The sequence below is a fragment of the Streptococcus sp. 29887 genome, from assembly GCF_032595075.1.
Lineage (GTDB): Bacteria > Bacillota > Bacilli > Lactobacillales > Streptococcaceae > Streptococcus > Streptococcus iners.
Genome location: NZ_CP118735.1, coordinates 613,110 through 629,910, shown reverse-complemented (window position 1 = coordinate 629,910; position 16,801 = coordinate 613,110). Strand labels below are relative to the sequence as shown.

The 16,801-nt window shown below is 44.7% G+C and carries 22 protein-coding genes and 1 riboswitch; of the genes, 3 read left to right on the top strand and 19 right to left on the bottom strand.

Annotated elements, in window-relative coordinates:
- Window positions 1-57: 57 nt before the first annotated feature.
- From PW252_RS03400 to PW252_RS03370, 7 genes are read right to left on the bottom strand one after another with little or no spacing between them, the layout of a single operon-like run.
- A complete protein-coding gene (locus tag PW252_RS03400; RefSeq protein WP_248050707.1) occupies window positions 58-528 on the bottom strand; it encodes an ASCH domain-containing protein in 471 nt (156 codons plus the stop codon).
- On the bottom strand, window positions 525-806 hold the full coding sequence (locus tag PW252_RS03395; RefSeq protein WP_172015660.1) for a hypothetical protein: 282 nt from the start codon (window positions 804-806) through the stop codon (window positions 525-527). Before PW252_RS03395 ends, PW252_RS03400 begins: the two co-directional genes overlap by 4 nt.
- A gap of 11 nt (window positions 807-817) precedes the next feature.
- Window positions 818-1,516, bottom strand: coding sequence for a 3-oxoacyl-ACP reductase (locus tag PW252_RS03390; protein ID WP_248050705.1), 699 nt, complete (start codon window positions 1,514-1,516; stop codon window positions 818-820).
- Window positions 1,509-1,745, bottom strand: a complete 237-nt coding sequence (locus PW252_RS03385; RefSeq protein ID WP_004194840.1) for a DUF2829 domain-containing protein — start codon at window positions 1,743-1,745, stop codon at window positions 1,509-1,511. Before PW252_RS03385 ends, PW252_RS03390 begins: the two co-directional genes overlap by 8 nt.
- Before the next feature lie 51 nt (window positions 1,746-1,796).
- On the bottom strand, window positions 1,797-2,609 hold the full coding sequence (locus PW252_RS03380) for a DUF1129 domain-containing protein (RefSeq protein ID WP_248050702.1): 813 nt from the start codon (window positions 2,607-2,609) through the stop codon (window positions 1,797-1,799).
- 1 nt (window position 2,610) lies between these two features.
- On the bottom strand, window positions 2,611-2,928 hold the full coding sequence (locus PW252_RS03375) for a PadR family transcriptional regulator (protein WP_248050701.1): 318 nt from the start codon (window positions 2,926-2,928) through the stop codon (window positions 2,611-2,613).
- Window positions 2,925-3,089, bottom strand: coding sequence for a hypothetical protein (locus PW252_RS03370; protein WP_248050700.1), 165 nt, complete (start codon window positions 3,087-3,089; stop codon window positions 2,925-2,927). The genes PW252_RS03375 and PW252_RS03370 overlap by 4 nt, the downstream gene beginning before the upstream one ends.
- A 244-nt stretch (window positions 3,090-3,333) precedes the next feature.
- Here PW252_RS03370 and PW252_RS03365 point away from each other — a divergent pair, with 244 nt between their 5' ends.
- A complete protein-coding gene (locus tag PW252_RS03365) occupies window positions 3,334-4,527 on the top strand; it encodes a DUF2974 domain-containing protein (RefSeq protein WP_248050699.1) in 1,194 nt (397 codons plus the stop codon).
- Window position 4,528: 1 nt separating this feature from the next.
- On the opposite strand, the gene PW252_RS03360 is transcribed toward PW252_RS03365, so the two are convergent.
- The 5 genes from PW252_RS03360 to hprK all read right to left on the bottom strand — a co-directional run bounded on the left by PW252_RS03360 (window position 4,529) and on the right by hprK (window position 8,560).
- Window positions 4,529-5,653, bottom strand: a complete 1,125-nt coding sequence (locus tag PW252_RS03360) for an aminotransferase (RefSeq protein WP_248050698.1) — start codon at window positions 5,651-5,653, stop codon at window positions 4,529-4,531.
- A gap of 286 nt (window positions 5,654-5,939) precedes the next feature.
- Complete coding sequence (locus PW252_RS03355; RefSeq protein WP_105125406.1) at window positions 5,940-6,440, bottom strand: YtxH domain-containing protein; 501 nt, start codon at window positions 6,438-6,440, stop codon at window positions 5,940-5,942.
- Window positions 6,424-6,834, bottom strand: coding sequence for a DUF948 domain-containing protein (locus tag PW252_RS03350; protein ID WP_192873102.1), 411 nt, complete (start codon window positions 6,832-6,834; stop codon window positions 6,424-6,426). The genes PW252_RS03355 and PW252_RS03350 overlap by 17 nt, the downstream gene beginning before the upstream one ends.
- Window positions 6,835-6,847: 13 nt before the next feature.
- Window positions 6,848-7,624 (bottom strand): prolipoprotein diacylglyceryl transferase, encoded by a 777-nt coding sequence (gene lgt / locus PW252_RS03345; RefSeq protein WP_248050697.1) that lies wholly within the window; start codon window positions 7,622-7,624, stop codon window positions 6,848-6,850.
- A gap of 3 nt (window positions 7,625-7,627) precedes the next feature.
- Window positions 7,628-8,560 carry an HPr(Ser) kinase/phosphatase gene (gene hprK, locus PW252_RS03340; protein ID WP_248050696.1) on the bottom strand — a complete coding sequence of 311 codons (933 nt, stop codon included), beginning with the start codon at window positions 8,558-8,560 and terminating at the stop codon, window positions 7,628-7,630.
- 199 nt (window positions 8,561-8,759) lie between these two features.
- Here hprK and manA point away from each other — a divergent pair, with 199 nt between their 5' ends.
- Window positions 8,760-9,704: a mannose-6-phosphate isomerase, class I gene (manA, locus tag PW252_RS03335; RefSeq protein ID WP_248050821.1), complete on the top strand. Its 945-nt coding sequence runs from the start codon at window positions 8,760-8,762 to the stop codon at window positions 9,702-9,704.
- Window positions 9,705-9,764: 60 nt separating this feature from the next.
- On the opposite strand, the gene PW252_RS03330 is transcribed toward manA, so the two are convergent.
- The 6 genes from PW252_RS03330 to PW252_RS03305 form a co-directional block, all read right to left on the bottom strand.
- Window positions 9,765-10,037, bottom strand: coding sequence for a PspC domain-containing protein (locus tag PW252_RS03330; RefSeq protein ID WP_105125401.1), 273 nt, complete (start codon window positions 10,035-10,037; stop codon window positions 9,765-9,767).
- Entirely contained in the window at window positions 10,027-10,788 is a 762-nt protein-coding gene (locus PW252_RS03325; protein ID WP_248050694.1) for a hypothetical protein, read from the bottom strand. Before PW252_RS03325 ends, PW252_RS03330 begins: the two co-directional genes overlap by 11 nt.
- A 304-nt stretch (window positions 10,789-11,092) precedes the next feature.
- Entirely contained in the window at window positions 11,093-11,551 is a 459-nt protein-coding gene (locus PW252_RS03320) for a SprT family protein (RefSeq protein ID WP_248050691.1), read from the bottom strand.
- Window positions 11,538-13,694: a Tex family protein gene (locus tag PW252_RS03315; protein ID WP_248050689.1), complete on the bottom strand. Its 2,157-nt coding sequence runs from the start codon at window positions 13,692-13,694 to the stop codon at window positions 11,538-11,540. The genes PW252_RS03320 and PW252_RS03315 overlap by 14 nt, the downstream gene beginning before the upstream one ends.
- Before the next feature lie 77 nt (window positions 13,695-13,771).
- On the bottom strand, window positions 13,772-14,614 hold the full coding sequence (locus tag PW252_RS03310; protein WP_248050687.1) for an aldo/keto reductase: 843 nt from the start codon (window positions 14,612-14,614) through the stop codon (window positions 13,772-13,774).
- A 111-nt stretch (window positions 14,615-14,725) separates the two neighbouring features.
- Entirely contained in the window at window positions 14,726-15,241 is a 516-nt protein-coding gene (locus PW252_RS03305; RefSeq protein WP_248043757.1) for a QueT transporter family protein, read from the bottom strand.
- A riboswitch (PreQ1 riboswitch) is annotated at window positions 15,239-15,340 on the bottom strand. Its footprint overlaps the gene before it by 3 nt.
- A 29-nt stretch (window positions 15,341-15,369) precedes the next feature.
- Here PW252_RS03305 and PW252_RS03300 point away from each other — a divergent pair.
- Complete coding sequence (locus PW252_RS03300; RefSeq protein WP_248050684.1) at window positions 15,370-15,807, top strand: GtrA family protein; 438 nt, start codon at window positions 15,370-15,372, stop codon at window positions 15,805-15,807.
- Between the two features lie 52 nt (window positions 15,808-15,859).
- Here the strand turns inward: PW252_RS03300 and PW252_RS03295 are convergent, their stop codons facing one another.
- Window positions 15,860-16,783 (bottom strand): YihY/virulence factor BrkB family protein, encoded by a 924-nt coding sequence (locus tag PW252_RS03295; protein ID WP_248050683.1) that lies wholly within the window; start codon window positions 16,781-16,783, stop codon window positions 15,860-15,862.
- Window positions 16,784-16,801 lie beyond the last annotated feature (18 nt).

Genomic DNA, 16,801 nt, shown 5'->3' with positions numbered 1-16,801 from the left:
CAAAAATTTTTAGTATTAGAAAACAAACTAAAGGATGATTGCATCCAGTAGAACTGTCTATTTAGGATAAACCAATTCAAATTCTTCACAGACGACCAGCATATCTTCTGAGAAGGTCAGACCTGCTTCTGCCAGCCAAATAGTGAAGAGTTCCTCATGGACCTGCCGCCAGTGAACCAGACTTTTCGCTTTTATGTCAGACAAGTCACCTCCCTGACGGAACTCGCCCTCCATATAGGCATGTTCTTCCGTCACTTGGGAAAAGGGCGTCACATAGACCTTGGTGGTCTGGATAATGCACACAGCCTTACCTTGTCCGTCCAGAATGATGTCATAGCCACCAGCTGTTGGAATTTCTTCTCCCTCCACTGCGTAGAGGGCATGGGCAGAGCTGGTCGAGGTTTTTATGCCCCTGGCCACCAAGTCAGCCAGTCTATCAGCTTCCGCCCCAAAAGCCCAGGCCTCTGGCTCAGGACCTGCTTGGGGATTGATGGCAAGAAATTCTTGCCAAAGTTGTGTAGGGGTCATAGGGGGTCCTTTCTAGAGATTTGCCAATTCTTTGCTTGATCAAGTAAAGCCTCAAATCCATAAGGGATTTGATTTAGAAGTGTTTCGGTTATCCCAAACTGAAGTATCTCAACTAAAGCAATTAATTGAGCATCTGCAATGTCATGAATATCTCCACAAAGAAATTGCCACATCCCATCTTCCAAGTCGTGACTGATATAGGTTATCGGTTTATTCTCTTCACTTATGTGTTTACAGATTACCACTGCTACATGAGGATTATCATCAAAGATCAACATCACTTTCCTCCCTACTTCAAACTCCAGCCACCGTCAATGGTGATAATCTGGCCCTGCATGGAGGCGAGTTTGCCACTAGCCAGCATGAAGGTCAGCTCTGCTATTTCGTTGGGCTGGGTCCAGCGTCCAATCGGAGTCTGGTCTGCCACCCAGTCCGCCAGGCCACCAGGCTCAAAGTCCTTCTGGGTCATGCCTGTCTGGACGGCACCAGGAGCGATGCCGAAGACCTGGACCTTGTCCTTGGCATAGTCCAGGGCCAACTGCTTGGTGAAACCTGCCAAAGCGTGCTTGGAGGCAGTATAGGCAGAGCCTCCTCCACCTGCTAGGCTGGAGGCAATGGAGCACATATTGATAATGATGCCGGACTGCCTGTCCACCATTTGCTGCAGATAGGGACGAGTTAGTCTGGTCACCGCGAAAAAATTGACCGCGAAGACCTGAGCTAATTCATCCTCTTCAATATCGAGGTGGGGACGGTAGTCGTCTAGAATGCCTGCGGTGTTACAGAGGACATCGACTGACTGGCACCAGGAAAAGACGGGCGATAAATCGCCTGTCAGGTCCAGCTGTAGAAAGTGGAAATCGCCTGCCAAATCGGGCTTGCTGGCCTGATCAATCCCGAAGACACGCCAGCCATTTTCCAAAAAAATCTCCGCCTGTGCTAAACCAATGCCGCTGGAGACGCCGGTGATGAGGGCTGTCTTAGTCATGGACTTCTACCCAGTCGGTGGCAAGGACGTCGCAAGGGGTAGGGCTCCACATGGAGAAGCCCTCACCCTCGCCGGTCACGTTGATGAGGAAATAGGGCGTCGCCTCCAGCTTTTGCCCGTGGACCTCGATGGTGTCAAAGAGCTGGACGTAGTTCTCCGCCCCGCCCCAGCCTGTGCGAACGTACTTTTTCTTGGCTTTCAAGCCTGGTAAAATCTCTTCAAATGTCATTTGAAACTCCTTGTTCTTCTATCTTTCAACCATTATACCAAAAAATCGCTTCTATTTCGGTTTCCTCACCAACAAAACCGCAGTTCCAATCCAAAAGGCCATAGCTGCCAGAATGAGCAACACCAGATTGAACCAAACTGGGACGGTCATGACCATATTCACCACACCGCCAACAATCATAAAGAGATAACTAGGCATAAAGAGATAACTAGGCATAAAGACATAGCGGACCAACTTTTCCTTTTGGAAAAATAGCAGAGCGAGACCGAGCAAGGTGAGTGGTACTAGAAGCCCCCAGCCAGTCAAGACTAGGTCAGGTTCCTTGGGGATTGCCCAAAGACGAAGTCCACAAATTACTAGAAAAAGAAGGGGAATGCAGAGAAAGCTTGCCCAAACCTTGATTTTGCTGGTCTGGTAAATCAGACCGCGAATGATGAGGAAAATCCCTGCCGGCAGGAGGAAACTGAGAGCCGTGTCACACACCAAATCCAGCCAGTTGAGCGAAATGGTGCCTGTCCCTGCAAAGTCCATCAGCCATTGGCTGCCCAGGTAAATGATGAGCATGAGGCCACTCAGGTTTGCGACTTCCATGAAACCAATCGGAGGGAGGTAGCTGAGTAGGTCGTCTGCCATCTGCTTGCTGTCTTTGCCCAGAAAATCCTCCGCAGAAAGCCCGTCTTTTTGGGCTTCAAGTACGTCTTGGTAAATGGATAAGAGCTGGGCAGTCACTGCTTCTTCCTGCCTGTGAAAGACAGAGGCAATCATCATATAGCCATTGATACGGCCCATGTATTCCTTGTTTTCCTTGGTCAGCTGGTTTTCAATCACTTCAATCTGCTTGCGGTATTCCATTTGTTTGCTCATCTTATTCTCCTTTCACTTTCTCCACTTTTTCGACGAGTTCTCCCCACTGGACCCAGAAATCGTTTAAGTAGCTCAGCCCTTGGTCTGTCAAATAAAAATACTTCCTGTCTGGTCCGTCTGGCGAGGGCTTGTTTTGGCTGAAAATTAAGCCATTTTTTTCTAACTTCTGGAGCAGAGGATAGACTGTTCCTCCGACCATGTTTTCAAAGCCCTGTTTTCTCAACTCCTGAACCAGCTCATAACCATAAATCTCCTTCTGACTGATAATTTGTAAAACACAGCCATCCAGGACCCCCTTGAGCATCTGGGTTTCTTTCATACGTCCTCCTCTTCCTCTACAAAAAATCCAAACAGCAAGCCTGACGCTAACAGTATACTTAAGATCAAAATAGAATCCAAGGCCCAGCCAGTTATAATAGCCGTCACAAGCGTGATGCCTGCTAGTTTCCAATTTCCCCGACTTTTCTTATCCAACTTCATACTGCCTCCCTACCTAGTTTGTAATACCGACTAGTCTGATAAAAATAAAAGTGATTTTCTTTGTCATCTATCACTAGTTTGTTTTACCTATTAGCTTTGTATCTATAGTATAACGCAAGCTGACTAGTATGTAAAGCATAATAGCGAATATTGAAAGAAAATAGAAATTTAGTTAAGCTTCTAGCCAACCCAGATTTGTCATTCCACACATATTTCGATATACTTGAAAAAAGAAAGGATTGCCATGCCGAATTTACTCAACTACATCGAAGAAACGCAATACGACAGCTTTTACGACCAGCCCCTCAACAAACTGGACATTCTGGCTCTGACCGAACTAGCCTATCTGCCTTTTGACAGACTGGTTCCCGCTTCCTTTACAGAAACTGGCATCCGGCTGGACCATCTGGCAGAGCAGTTTGAGGCCACCTATCAGAATGATTTCCCACCTTTTTCCATGGTGACCAAAAACCGCCTAGCCTTATTTACCCTTCTAGCCAAATCCATACGCTTCAAGTCTATCAAGGCATTTGGCTTCGTTGACGACTATCAGTTAGACCAAGAACAACAATTCTCCGCTATCAGCTATCGCCTAGATAGACAGACCATCTTAACAGCTTTTCGTGGGACTGACGACACTATCATCGGTTGGAAGGAAGATTTCCAAATGACCTATATGGATGAAATTCCTGCCCAGCGTTCTGCAAGTGGCTATTTAGAAAAGCTGATGGCTAGTCAAGATGGAAATTTCTATATCGCTGGGCATTCAAAAGGTGGAAATTTAGCCCTTTATGCTGCCAGCCAGCAAGCTCCTGAGTTGCAAGAACGCATCCTTGCTATTTATCCTTTTGATTCTCCTGGACTTCATAAAAAACATTTAGATGACCCTGGCTACAAGAACATCCAAGACCGTATCCACCCTATCATTCCTCAAAATTCTATTGTAGGAATGATGTTGGAAGCACCTAAAAACGCCCAAATTGTTCAGAGCAACACAGTCGGACTGCTCCAACACATCAGCTTTTCGTGGGAAATTGAAGGAAATGATTTCAAGTCAGCCCCCACCCTGACCAATGACAGCCTCCAAACCGACCAAACCCTAAAAGCTTGGACTGCCAGCCTGACGGATGAAGAATTAAAAGCATTCTTTGACCTCTTCTTTGGTATTTTCATTCAGGCAGGTATTGAGCGTTTCAGCGACATAACTGTCAATCCCCTACAAAAATTACAGGAAATGGACCGATTAAGGAAAGAATTCACTCCCCAAGAAGCTGAAATGGTGGACAAGCTCATTCGACTACTCTTCGATACACGCTATCAAATATGGAAAGAGCATGTTAACACCTCCATTCCAAGTCCAGACATTTCTCTGCCAGACTGGCGCAAACTCTTCCAATTGGATCATTCAGATAACTCAAAAACTAGCTCAGGTGACTGAACTAGTTTTTGTTATCGAATCTTCTTAAAAATTGAGATAGCTTTTCCAAGCCCTTAATTAAGGTTTCTTGTTCACAGGCAAAACCTAGACGGACATAGCCGTCACGTTCAAACCGATTACCAGGAACTAGAAGAACTCCATGTTCTTGCAAGAGTTGCAAGCAAAATTCTTCCATAGGCATCTCCACTGCAATCTTGACAAAGCTTGTGGATACGACCGCTGGTCGGATATAGGAAACCAAGGGTTCCTTCTCCATCCATTGGTCCAAAATAGCTAAATTTTCTTCTAAGATGCGCCGATTTCTCTTCAAAATCTCTTGGCGAGATGCCAGAGCGAGTTGGGCCACCATGTCATCAAAGACACCTGCACAAATCATAGTGTAATCCCGGTAATCTCTCAGAATATCGGTTACTTGATGATTAGCAGCCACCCAACCGACACGAATACCTGGCAGAGAATAGGTCTTAGACAGACTATTAACCGCAATACCCTTGTCATAGACATCAATGATAGACGGCACATCCAGTCCAGAAAAGGAACGATAGACTTCATCCGATAGAATGTAAGCCCCAACTTCACCAGCAATGGCTGCTAACTCCTCCAAATAAGCCCTATCCATGACAGCACCAGTTGGATTATTGGCATTGTTGATGCAAATCATCTTAGTGTTAGGACGGATGAGCTGACGCAGTTTTTCCAAGTCTGGCAACCAGTCATTTTCTTCCTCAATCTGCCACAAATCCACTTCTGCTCCTAAGGACTTTGGAATATCGTAGAGTTGTTGGTAGGTCGGGTAGAGAGAAATGACATGGTCACCTGGCTCAATCAAACTATACAGAACTAACAAGTTGGCCCCTGTTGCCCCATTGGTTTGGAGAATTTGTTCGGGACTGACCTGTTCGTAGAGCTGACTAACAGCTTCTTTAAATTCCGGTGAACCTTCTATCCAGCCATAATTAAGTTTAGTGCCCTGCAATTTTTTATAAAAATCCTCAGGATTGGTACCCGACAAGGCGAATAATTCATCTAAGGTTAAGGCAGAAATGGACACTCCTGCAATGTCATAGGTAGCGCTGGTTTCATGGACATTTAGCCACTCCTCAACGCCGAAACGTGGTAATTTCATTTTTATTCCAACTTCATTTTTTTACTGTCTATATTGTACCACATTCTTCAGGCTTAGTGATGAGGGATTGTTCCAGTGCCGACACTTGAAAAATATATAGTATTTTAGTTTTCATTTACTACGCTTACCTATTGATGATAGCAAGCGTTTTTGTGTAAACGCTTACTATATAGAAACTAATTTCAAAATATTCATAATCAGGCTATCCACTGAAAATAGAATGCAGGATGACATCTTAAAACATAGAAAAAACCAGCCTAGAAAAATCTAAGCTAGTTTCTTCTAATTAACCTTCATTTCTTTCTTCTGAGACTGGTTCCGTCACAACATCATCAATGGAAATTTCAATATCCTCTGATACAATGACAGCGTCCTCGACTTCTTCTTCCGTCACATCTACCGTTGGAGCCTTGACTGTTTTAGCCTTAATAGCTTCCAAAATATCCGCAGTAGTCAGATTTTGTTCTGCAATTTTTTCCTTGATTTGCTCAAAGGTTTCGACAGATTTTTCCTTACCTGACTTGACCAAATCTTCAACAGTCAATTCACCAGTTTCCAACTGGGTTTTGACTTCTGCAAAGCGGTCTGTAGCTTGTTTACCCAAATCCTGGGCCTTGTTGACCAAATCAGCATTGATTTCCTCATGATTTTCCTTGTAGTCATTGGCAAAGTTGACTACTTTTTCTTTGACCGCTTGACCGGTTTTACTTGCCAGAAAGGCTGCCGCAGCTGCACCACCAGCCACTCCCAATAAGATACTGGTCAAAACACTAGATTTTTTTACCATTTTTTTCTCCTTTCTTACCTAAGAGAGATGAGATAGTTGACAAGGCAGAGAGGGCTCCGCCAGCTTTAACCGTATTGGCACCTGCCGACTTGGCCTTGACCGTCAAATCACGCGCCGAAGCATTCAAGTCAGACACAGAAGTGGACAAATCTGCCACCGCAACAAACAAAGGGTCCAAGGTCGAAACCTTCCCGTTGACATCTTCCACCAAAACATTGGTCTTGGCCAAGAGTTCATTGGTCTGGTAGAGAGTCACATTCACATCGCTGGTCAAGACCTTGAGGGTCTGTTGGGCCTCTTCCGTCACCGTCCCCAACTTTTTCAATAACAAGATAACATAGATTGCAACCGCCGCAATGGACAGGGCAATAATCAAGACAGAAATTTCAATAATCATACCTTCTCCTTTATGATTGATAAAATGGAATAGAAGTTTTTCTTCTCCGCACCACAACCATGCTAATTCCAATGAGGATAAGAAGTCCAGACAGCCATTGGGAAACACGAATTCCCAAGAACATGAGGCTATCTGTCCGCAGGCCTTCTATCAAGAGGCGACCAAAACCATACCAAATCAGGTAAAAGGCTGTGATCTCACCTTGCTTGAGCAAGTTTGGCCGTCTACGCAAGACACAAATCAAACCAAAACCAAGTAGGTTCCAAAGACTTTCAAACAAGAAGGTCGGCTGACGATAAGCTCCATCAATGTACATCTGGTCACGGATAAAAGCTGGCAAATAGTCCAAACTCGCCACTGCCTTACCATAGGCCTCCTGGTTAAAGAAATTCCCCCAACGTCCAATGGCTTGAGCAATCATGACTGAGGGAGCTACCACATCCAGAAAATCTAGCGTATTGATAAAGCGGTAGCGAGTGAAGAAATAAAGTACAAGGGCACCTGTTATCAAACCACCATAGATAGCAATGCCACCATTCCAAATGGCAAAGACAGAGAGCAGATTATCCTTGTATTCACTCCAAGAAAAAGCTACATAGTAAATCCTTGCTCCGATGATGGAAAGTGGAAAGGCCAACAAGATAAAATCTAAAATATCATCCTGCAAAATCTTCTTGCGTGGTGCCTCCTTAGTCGCCAGGTAAACACCCAAGACCAAACCCAGCAAAATACAGATAGCATACCAGCGAATTTCTAAGGGGCCTAATCGAATGGCAATTGGATCCATATACTAGCCCTCTTCCTTATTCTGCTGGATAAGATTTCCTAGACGCTCCTCAAAAATTTTAGTAGCGTCGTAGCCCATCTGCTTAGCACGGTAGTTCATGGCTGCTGCCTCAATGACCACAGAAATGTTTCGACCTGTCTTAACTGGGATACGAATTTGCGGAATAGAAATGCCAGCAATTTCAATAGTATCGCCAGAATTCCCAAGACGATCAAAGACCTTGCCCGTTTCATAATTTTCCAAGTAGACAGCCAATTGAACCTCTGATGAATCCTTAACAGCACTGGCACCATACAAACTCATGATATCGATAATTCCAGCTCCACGGATTTCTAGTAGGTGGCGCAGAATTTCCGCAGGCTCACCCCAGAGGGTCACATCATCCTTGGCATAGACATCCACACGGTCATCCGCAACCAAGCGGTGACCACGCTTGACCAACTCCAGACCCGTTTCACTTTTACCGATACCAGAATCCCCTTGGATGAGAACACCCATCCCGTAAATATCCATCAAGACACCATGAACGCTAGTCCGTTGTGCAAGTCGGCTATCCAGATAGGAAGACAATTCCCCTGATAGACGGCTGGTCGCAGTCTTGCTCCGGCAAATAGCAATCTTCTTCTCCTTAGCTGCTCGATACATCTCCTCTGGGATTTCCAAACCACGCGCCACAATGATTACTGGCGTTTCTGGTTGAAACATCTGCGAGAGCACTTGATAGCGGTTATGGGCTGTCATGGCCATCAAATAGGACCATTCCTTCATCCCCATAAGCTGAATACGCTCTGGAGAATAATAATCAAAGTAACCTGTCATTTCCAAACCAGGCCGGGTAATATCCGCAGTAGTAATCTCTTTTTTGAGTAATTCCTCAGTGCTGTAGGCGCACTCAATCCGCAGATTGTCAAGCAAATCTTTCACAAATACGGTCATTTCTTCCCTCTCTTTCGGTTTTAGTATATTATACCACAAGCATGGGGTGGGAGGGCAAAACAAGTAGAACTTTTCCTCAGAATATAGGTGCTTCTGACATCATAGTAGTTGTTAATCAGATAAGGAATTATCACGCTACTACAAAATTCTTTGGTAATCTGTTATACTATTGATAGAAAAACAACAATAAGGAGAAGAGATTATGGAGCCATTATTCCTGACACCTGTCATGCATGAAAAAATTTGGGGTGGCAATCGCCTGAAAACCAACTACCACTACGACATCCCAAGCGAAAAAACGGGTGAATGTTGGGCTATTTCTGCCCATCCAAATGGTGTCACTACCGTTTCAAACGGTCGCTATGAGGGTCGTGGACTAGATGACCTCTACACAAATGAAAAACAGCTATTTGGCAACCCAAAAGATAAGGTCTTTCCACTCTTAACCAAAATCCTCGATGCTGAAGATTGGCTCAGCGTCCAAGTCCATCCTGATGATAGCTACGGCCTAGCTCATGAAGGCGAACTTGGAAAAACAGAATGTTGGTACATTTTGGAAGCCGAGGAAGGGGCTGAAATCATTTACGGTCACAATGCCCAATCCAAAGAAGAACTCCGCCAGCAAATCCAAGCTGGAGATTGGGACAAGCTCTTGACCCATGTACCCGTAAAAAAAGGCGACTTCTTCTTCGTTCCAAGCGGGACCATGCACGCCATCGGTAAGGGTATCATGATCTTAGAAACCCAGCAGTCTAGCGATACAACCTACCGGGTCTATGATTTTGACCGCCGCGATGATGCTGGAAATCTTCGTGAACTCCACATTGAAAAGTCTATCGACGTATTGACAATCGGTCCCGTAGCCAATTCAACACCTGCCCAACTCAAAGTAGACAAGCTTGACACCACCCTCCTGGTTTCTAATCCCTTCTTCACTGTCTATAAATGGCAGACCAAAGGAGAAATCCAGATGGAGCAAACCGTTCCCTACCTACTTGTCAGTGTTATTGACGGTCAAGGAACCATCCAGGTCGGTGAAACCAGCTACCCACTTGAAAAAGGAACCCACTTCATCCTGCCGGCCGATGTGACTGAATGGACCTTTACAGGCCGGATGGAAATCATCGCTAGCCATGCCAATTAAGAACCTCTATTCTCATTTTAACATCAAAAAACTTGAGCTTTCAAAACTCAAGTTTTTTTTCTATTCAAACCAAGATTTATGTATCTTCTCCGCATCCTTTATCTTTCGAGGACCAGTTCCAAAGCGTTCCGCATCCCTATCTTCCTTGTAGGGCAGGAAGTAAGCCCCTGCAATATAAAGTGCCAGTGTGAGCAAAGAAGTTTTTCCTAAAAAGAGGGCAGCTAGAAAAAGTACACGAGTGACCCAAGCTTCCCAGCCCAATTTGTGGGCTAGACCTGCAAGTACCCCCGATACAATCTTACCCTGTCTTACCTTATACAAATCAATTGACATCTTTTATTCCTTTCACATAGATAGCCCCCTGTCCCATCTGCCCTTTCACAAAGAGCAAATCACTGCCAGATTTTTCAAACTGATAGGGGCTATCTTTCTTCTTACGATTAACTAGAACCTGACCAGATGAAGAAAGCAGTTGCCCTTGTATCCCTTGAGATTTTCCTGGGTAGAGGGTGACTTGCGCCTGGTTTAATTGAACAGATAGATGCTGTGGGTAGCCACCGCAGGTTGTCAAGCGGATATCCTGTTGTTTTTTATCCCTTGCACTACGGATAGAAATATCCTCAAACGGTAAATAATCCAAGCGAGCATCTGCCTGCCCCAGTTCCAAGTCAAGTACGGACATCCATTCCTGAGGCAAATTAATGGTCAGACGACAAGGCAAGCTGCTACTAAAATACAGACCACGTTTCTCCACATAGATACGAGGCAACTGGTTTTCAGGAGCATCTTGATTGTAGATAATTTCAACCCCGACCTGATTAGACTTAGCCTTGGTCATGGTTAGCCGTCCTTCTGATAGCTGTAAAAATAAGGATTCTATCCCTTCAAAGCTATAGGCCTGCTTCAATTTTGACGAAGCAAAGACCTTGAAATTGGGCAAGGTAAAGCCAGTCTTGTGTTTTTCTTCCACAAAGAGCACATCCGGTCGTTCCTCAAATTTCAAAAAACAGGCCCGTGCCTCTTCCTTGGTCAAAATCCCCTTTTCATAAAGCTCAATCAATCGTTCTTGTTGTTTCTGTACCATGATTTCACCTCAATTCCCTTCTAGTATATCACAAACTTCCTGAAAAACATCAGCCCAAAGGCTGATATTGGCAAACCGAGGCTAATCCAGAAGACTGGAGCACCTTTTCTGAAAATAATTGAAAATGTGACAGCGAAACAAGAAAATAGAAAGAAGTATCTCAGATTTGGACGGTAAAAAATGAATACGCTTGGGAACTGCGTAAGGGCTTTCTATAAAATTATATCATGTAGATAGAAAAATCCCAAGACTTTCCGAAATTTAGAATGACAAAGCATAAAGAAAACCAGTCCTCAGTAGGTATCTAAGAACTGGTTCTTTTATGATTTATGAAATTGTCCTCTAGGAGCCCCCGACATTTCCCACATCGGTATTTTTTTAGGTCAATGCGGCGCTTGCGCTGATAGATTTGTCCACAGGACTGACAGCTATAAATCAAACTAGGCTTGGCAGTTTGTTCTAGTTTGGGAGCATAGCGCAGGCCGTCCACCGCAGCCAGCAGTTCCTTAAAGTCCTTGTCCCCATGCCGATAGCCTTTCTTCTCAAAGTAAAGATGGTAATGGCAGAGCTCGTGGCGGACAATCTTCCGAAAGACTTCTAAACCTTGCTCCTCTAAGTGCTTGGGATTGAAGTCCAAGTGGCCATCTTTAGGAAAGAAGCGACCACCCGTTGACCTCAATCGTCTGTTCCAGACTGCGACATGCCGAAATTCCTTACCGAAGTCTTGCAGGGAAACTTCCTGCACATACTTATTCAGATCCATTTGGCTTCAAAAGGCTAAGACCAATACGGTTACGTTTGATATCTACTTCAGCCACCCAAACGGTTACAATTTCCCCAACGGCGAGGACTTCGCTAGGATGCGGAAAGACTTGTTGGCGTCCATTTTTATCCCGTTTGCGCTTAACCATGCGTGAAATGTGGACCAGACCATCCTCGTGGACACCGATATCCACAAAGGCTCCAAAGTCCACAATATTGCGGACCGTGCCTTGCAATTCCTGTCCGACTACCAAGTCCTTGACATCCAAGACATCTTGGCGGAGGACTGGTGCTTCAAAGTCATCCCGTAAATCACGACCAGGTTTGAGCAAGTCTGCGATGATGTCCTTCAAGGTTTCCTGACCGACACCGATTTTTTCTGCCGTATCTGCAATAGCAAGCTGCTTCAATTTTTCCTGCGCAGCCTCATCTAAGTGGTCAATCGCTAGAAGTTCTAACAGGTTTTCCACAGCCTTGTAAGACTCGGGGTGCACGCCAGTATTGTCCAAAAAGTTAGTCGCATCTGGGATGCGTAAGAAACCAGCTGCCTGCTCAAAGGCCTTGTCACCCAGTCGAGGCACCTTTTTGAGTTGCTGACGAGAGGTCAGGGCACCATTTTCCTCGCGGTACTTGACGATGTTCTCAGAAATGGTCTTGTTGAGACCAGCCACGTGAGCTAGAAGGGCTGGACTGGCCGTATTGACATTGACACCGACCTGGTTGACCACAGTATCAACCACAAAGTCCAGGCTTTCAGACAGAGATTTCTGGTTGACATCGTGCTGGTACTGGCCGACACCAATGGACTTGGGATCGATTTTGACTAGCTCAGCCAGAGGGTCTTGCAGACGGCGGGCAATGGAAATGGCAGAGCGTTTCTCGACGGGGAGGTCTGGGAACTCGTATCGCGCCAGCTCAGAAGCTGAGTAGACAGATGCTCCGCTTTCATTGACGATGACGTAAGAAACTTCTGAAAAGTCTTTGAGCAAATCAGCGACGAAGGCTTCAGACTCACGGCTGGCCGTTCCATTTCCGATAGCAATGATTTCCACTTGGTATTGCCCAATCAGGTCTGCCAAGTCTTTTTTAGCCTGAGCAATTTGTCGCTGACCAGCCGGCTCAACTGGATAGATGACCTGCGTAGTCAATAGTTTTCCAGTCTGGTCTACCACTGCTAGCTTGGCCCCTGTTCGAAAGGCAGGGTCAAAACCAAGGACAACCTTGCCTTTTAGAGGAGATACGAGGAGCAGATTGCGGAGGTTTTTAGAGAAAAGTTGAATAGCTCCTTCTTCTGCTTCTTCCGTCAATTCTGTCCGAATACGGCGCTCCATGGCAGGTAGAATTTTCTTCTTAATAGCCTGCTGGATGACATCCTTGATATAGCTATTAGACTGTGGAAAACGCAACTCAAAGAAACGAATCATTTTATCCACATTGTGTTCAAAAGAAACCTTGAGAATACCTAGCTTCTCCCCACGGTTAATGGCCAGGGTCTTATAGCCCTGCATCTTCGCCACTTTCTCAGAAAAATCATAGTAAATCTGAAAGACTTCCTTCTCGTCTGCTTCTTGATCTTTTAGCTCTGAAGTCAGGCTTGAATTGGTTTGTACTTCATGATAAACCCAGGCCCGAAGCTTATTGTCTTCTGAGATAGCTTCCACCAAAATATCCACAGCACCAGCCAAACAAGACTGAGCAGTGTCAAAGCCCTCGCAGATAAAGCCAGCAGCCTGTTCTTCCAAGTCAGCCACATTTTGCAAAATCAATCGAGCCAGCGGGAACAGTCCAGCCTCACGCGCCACCGTTGCCTTGGTCCGACGTTTTTCCTTATAAGGCAGATAGAGCTCTTCCACATCTGCTAATTTTTCCGCTTCCTCGATAGCCTGACGAAGCTGGTCTGTCAACTTGCCCTGTTCTTCAATCTTGGCAAGGACAGTAGCCTTACGGTCAGCAAGAGCAGTCAAGGCCTTATCCCGATCAATGATAGACTTGATGACCACCTCGTCCAAGTTTCCCGTCACGTCCTTCCGATAACGAGCAATAAAGGGAATGGTATTGCCTTCAGCCGTCAAGGTTAGGACTGTATCAATCTGTTTTAAACTCACGCCCAATTCCTGAGCAATTTTCAAATATTTTTCTTCCATAGCTACTATTATAGCATGAAAGTGGTAGGTTGGAGATGACAAAAGAGTATGCTGCAATGACAACATACTCTTTTATATTAAAATTCTGCCAAATCAGGATCCAACTGGCCTTTTAGGCCTGTCAATGTATCCAACTGAGCAACTGCTTCAGGACTAATGACCAAATCTTCTATCTCCAAATTAGCCTGGATGTTTTCTGGGCTGGTTGATTTTGGCAAGGGTAGGAAGCCTTTTTCCAAGGACCATGCCAATGCTAGTTGGGCAACGCTACAGCCTGCTTCCTTGGCCAAGTCCGCGGCTTCTTGACTTTGGAAGAGGGTTCCTGTACCAAATGGACTATAGGCCTCCAAGAGAATGCCTTTGGATTTACAGTAGGCAACTAATTCTGGCTGAGGAGTTCCTGGGGCCAGCATAATCTGGTTGACCATGGGTGTGATTTCAGCCGTTTCAAGCAAGCCTTCCAGGTGATGTTCCATAAAGTTAGACACCCCGATAGCCTTGACCTTACCTGCACGATACAAGTCTTCCAAGGCTTTCCAAACTTGGGCATTGCGCTCCTTCCAGCCGATACCGTCACGAATAGCCTTTGGATTTGGCCAGTGGATGAGGAGCAGGTCCAGATAATCCACGCCCAGCTTGGTCATGGATCCTTCAACTGATGCCAGTGTGTCCTCCACACCAATCTTGTCATTCCATACCTTGGTTGTCAGGAAAATATCCTCACGTGCCACACTGCTATCAGCAATGGCCTGACCGACGCTGGCTTCGTTGCCGTAAATTTGAGCCGTGTCAATGTGGCGGTAGCCTGCTTCCAGAGCATAGAGAACAGCACGATGTGCTTCTTCGCCATCTGGGATTTGCCAGGTGCCAAAGGCGATTTTTGGAATGGAAACACCATTTGATAATTGATATGTCTTCATAAAAGACCTCCTGTATGTTCTAGTTCCAGTATAACCTAAATTGTAAGCCCTGACAAAAATTTTGTAGAAAAAAGACACCCGAAGGTGTCTGCTCACATTTATCTCTAAAACTTATCTTTCGAAATTGATTTTTTTCGCTAACTTATCAATGACTACTGCACCAACCAATAGGGACAGCAATTCTCCACCTGCAGTTGTCAACCAAGTTAAGAAGAATGGCAAATCATATAAGAATTTCAACTCTAGAGCGATTGTAAACATGGTCGCTGCGAAAAAGAATGAGAAATAGAAGAATGCCTTGTTAAACAAGCCTCCGAAGAGATAGTCTTTCTTGTATTTTTCAAAGAGGATCACCCCAAGGCTAACAAAGATAAGGGTTGAAAATCCACCTACAAAGAGGTCAATCACACCGAAACCAATCAAGTTAGAAATCATACAACCGATGGTCACGGCGATGATATACTTACGGTTGTAAAAGGCCAAGAAATTGAGCATTTCTGACAAGCGGAACTGAATGGCTCCGAAGGAAATGGCGTTCAATGGTGGTGTCAGAGTCAAAGCCACATAGATGGCTGCGACAAGAGCGATTTCTGCCAAATCTCTGGCAGTCCATTTAGATGTATTCATAAAAATTCTCCTTTAGCAAAATGCTTAAAATATGCTTGGGTAAAGTGAGCAAGCCCCAAGGGTCATTGAAAATTCAACAACGTTGTCTAGTATAGCATATTTTCCAAAAAAATGGTAGACTATTCCTTATGAAAAAGTTATTTTATCAACTCATAAACAACGAAGTCATTCTTTATTTGATTGCTGGTGTCGCAGCAACCCTGGTCTATATGGTCACTCGAATGGGACTATTTTTAGTCATCCCTTCCATTCTCCTAGTCACCCTTTTGGCCAATGCAGTTGCCATCCTCTTTGCCTTCTGGACCAACGACCGTTTTGTCTTTAAGCAAGAACATAATGGCTGGCCTCAGCGACTGGTCAAGTTTGTATCTGCTCGCATCGCAACCTTGGTTATGGATATGGCCCTAGCCTACTTACTGGTTCAAGCCTATCCACAATTGATTGGACAATTTGTCAATCATGACCTGACTCTTGTCAATGCCATTGCCACACTCTTCTCACAAGTATTGGTTATCGTACTCAACTATTTCTTGAGTAAATTGTTTATTTTTAAAGATACGAAATGAGGCTCCGAACGGAACCTCACTTTTTTTACAAATATAGCTTGTTTTTCCAAGTTTATTCTTTATCTATCGGTGTAAATCGGCTTTTTATTCTGTTCAAGATGGAAACAATATCCCCATCTCTTGCATGAAATTCTTCCACTTGCATACTTTGAACGCTGGCATTGATAACCGCTCCAACAATCAGGACTTGCGCCATAAATATAAACCAGAGCATGAAGACTAGGAAGATAACGGCTGTAACCATACGAAAATCCAACAAGCGATTGGCATAATTATCCACATAGATAGTGAAAAGCTTGCCAACCGATGTCATAACCAAAAGAACAAAGCTTGTTCCAGGCAGAATATAGCGGATTTTCTGAATACGAATATTGGGTAAGAAAAAATAAAGCATGATCAAGCCTGTAAATAAGGCGATTAGACCCACTAATTGCGTCTGACTAAGCAGACCTTTTAGCCACTGGTTATCCAGCGGAAAAAGTTGACTAAGGTAAGAAATAATGACCTGACCAAAAGTCAGGAGGGTCATACTCAGCAGAATAATGACTTGTAAACCAATTCCTAAAAATATGCCTATCAAATGCCCGACAATAAAATCTCGATGCTCAGTGATACCATAGGCCTTGTTGACGGCCTTTTGCAAGATGGTCATACTGCGCGACAGGGTCCACAGGGTCGTCGCAATCGAAATTCCTAACCAAGACGACGACGGCTTGGTCAAAATAGAGGTGATAAAGTCCGATACTGAAGGATAGAGCTTATCCGGTACAAATTCAGCCACAACCGACAAAACCAAGTCAATGTCGAATGGAAAATACGGAAGTAGATTGGCCAGGGTTAACAAGATCGGAAAAATACCGATTAGCAAATAGTAGGCCACCGCCACACTGGTCACATCAATATCCGCATTCCGATAAAAAGAAAAGAAGGTCGAGCAGAATGTTTTCAAACCTTCAACAATTTTGGTTTTCTTCATTCCCTCTCCTTCTCTCTA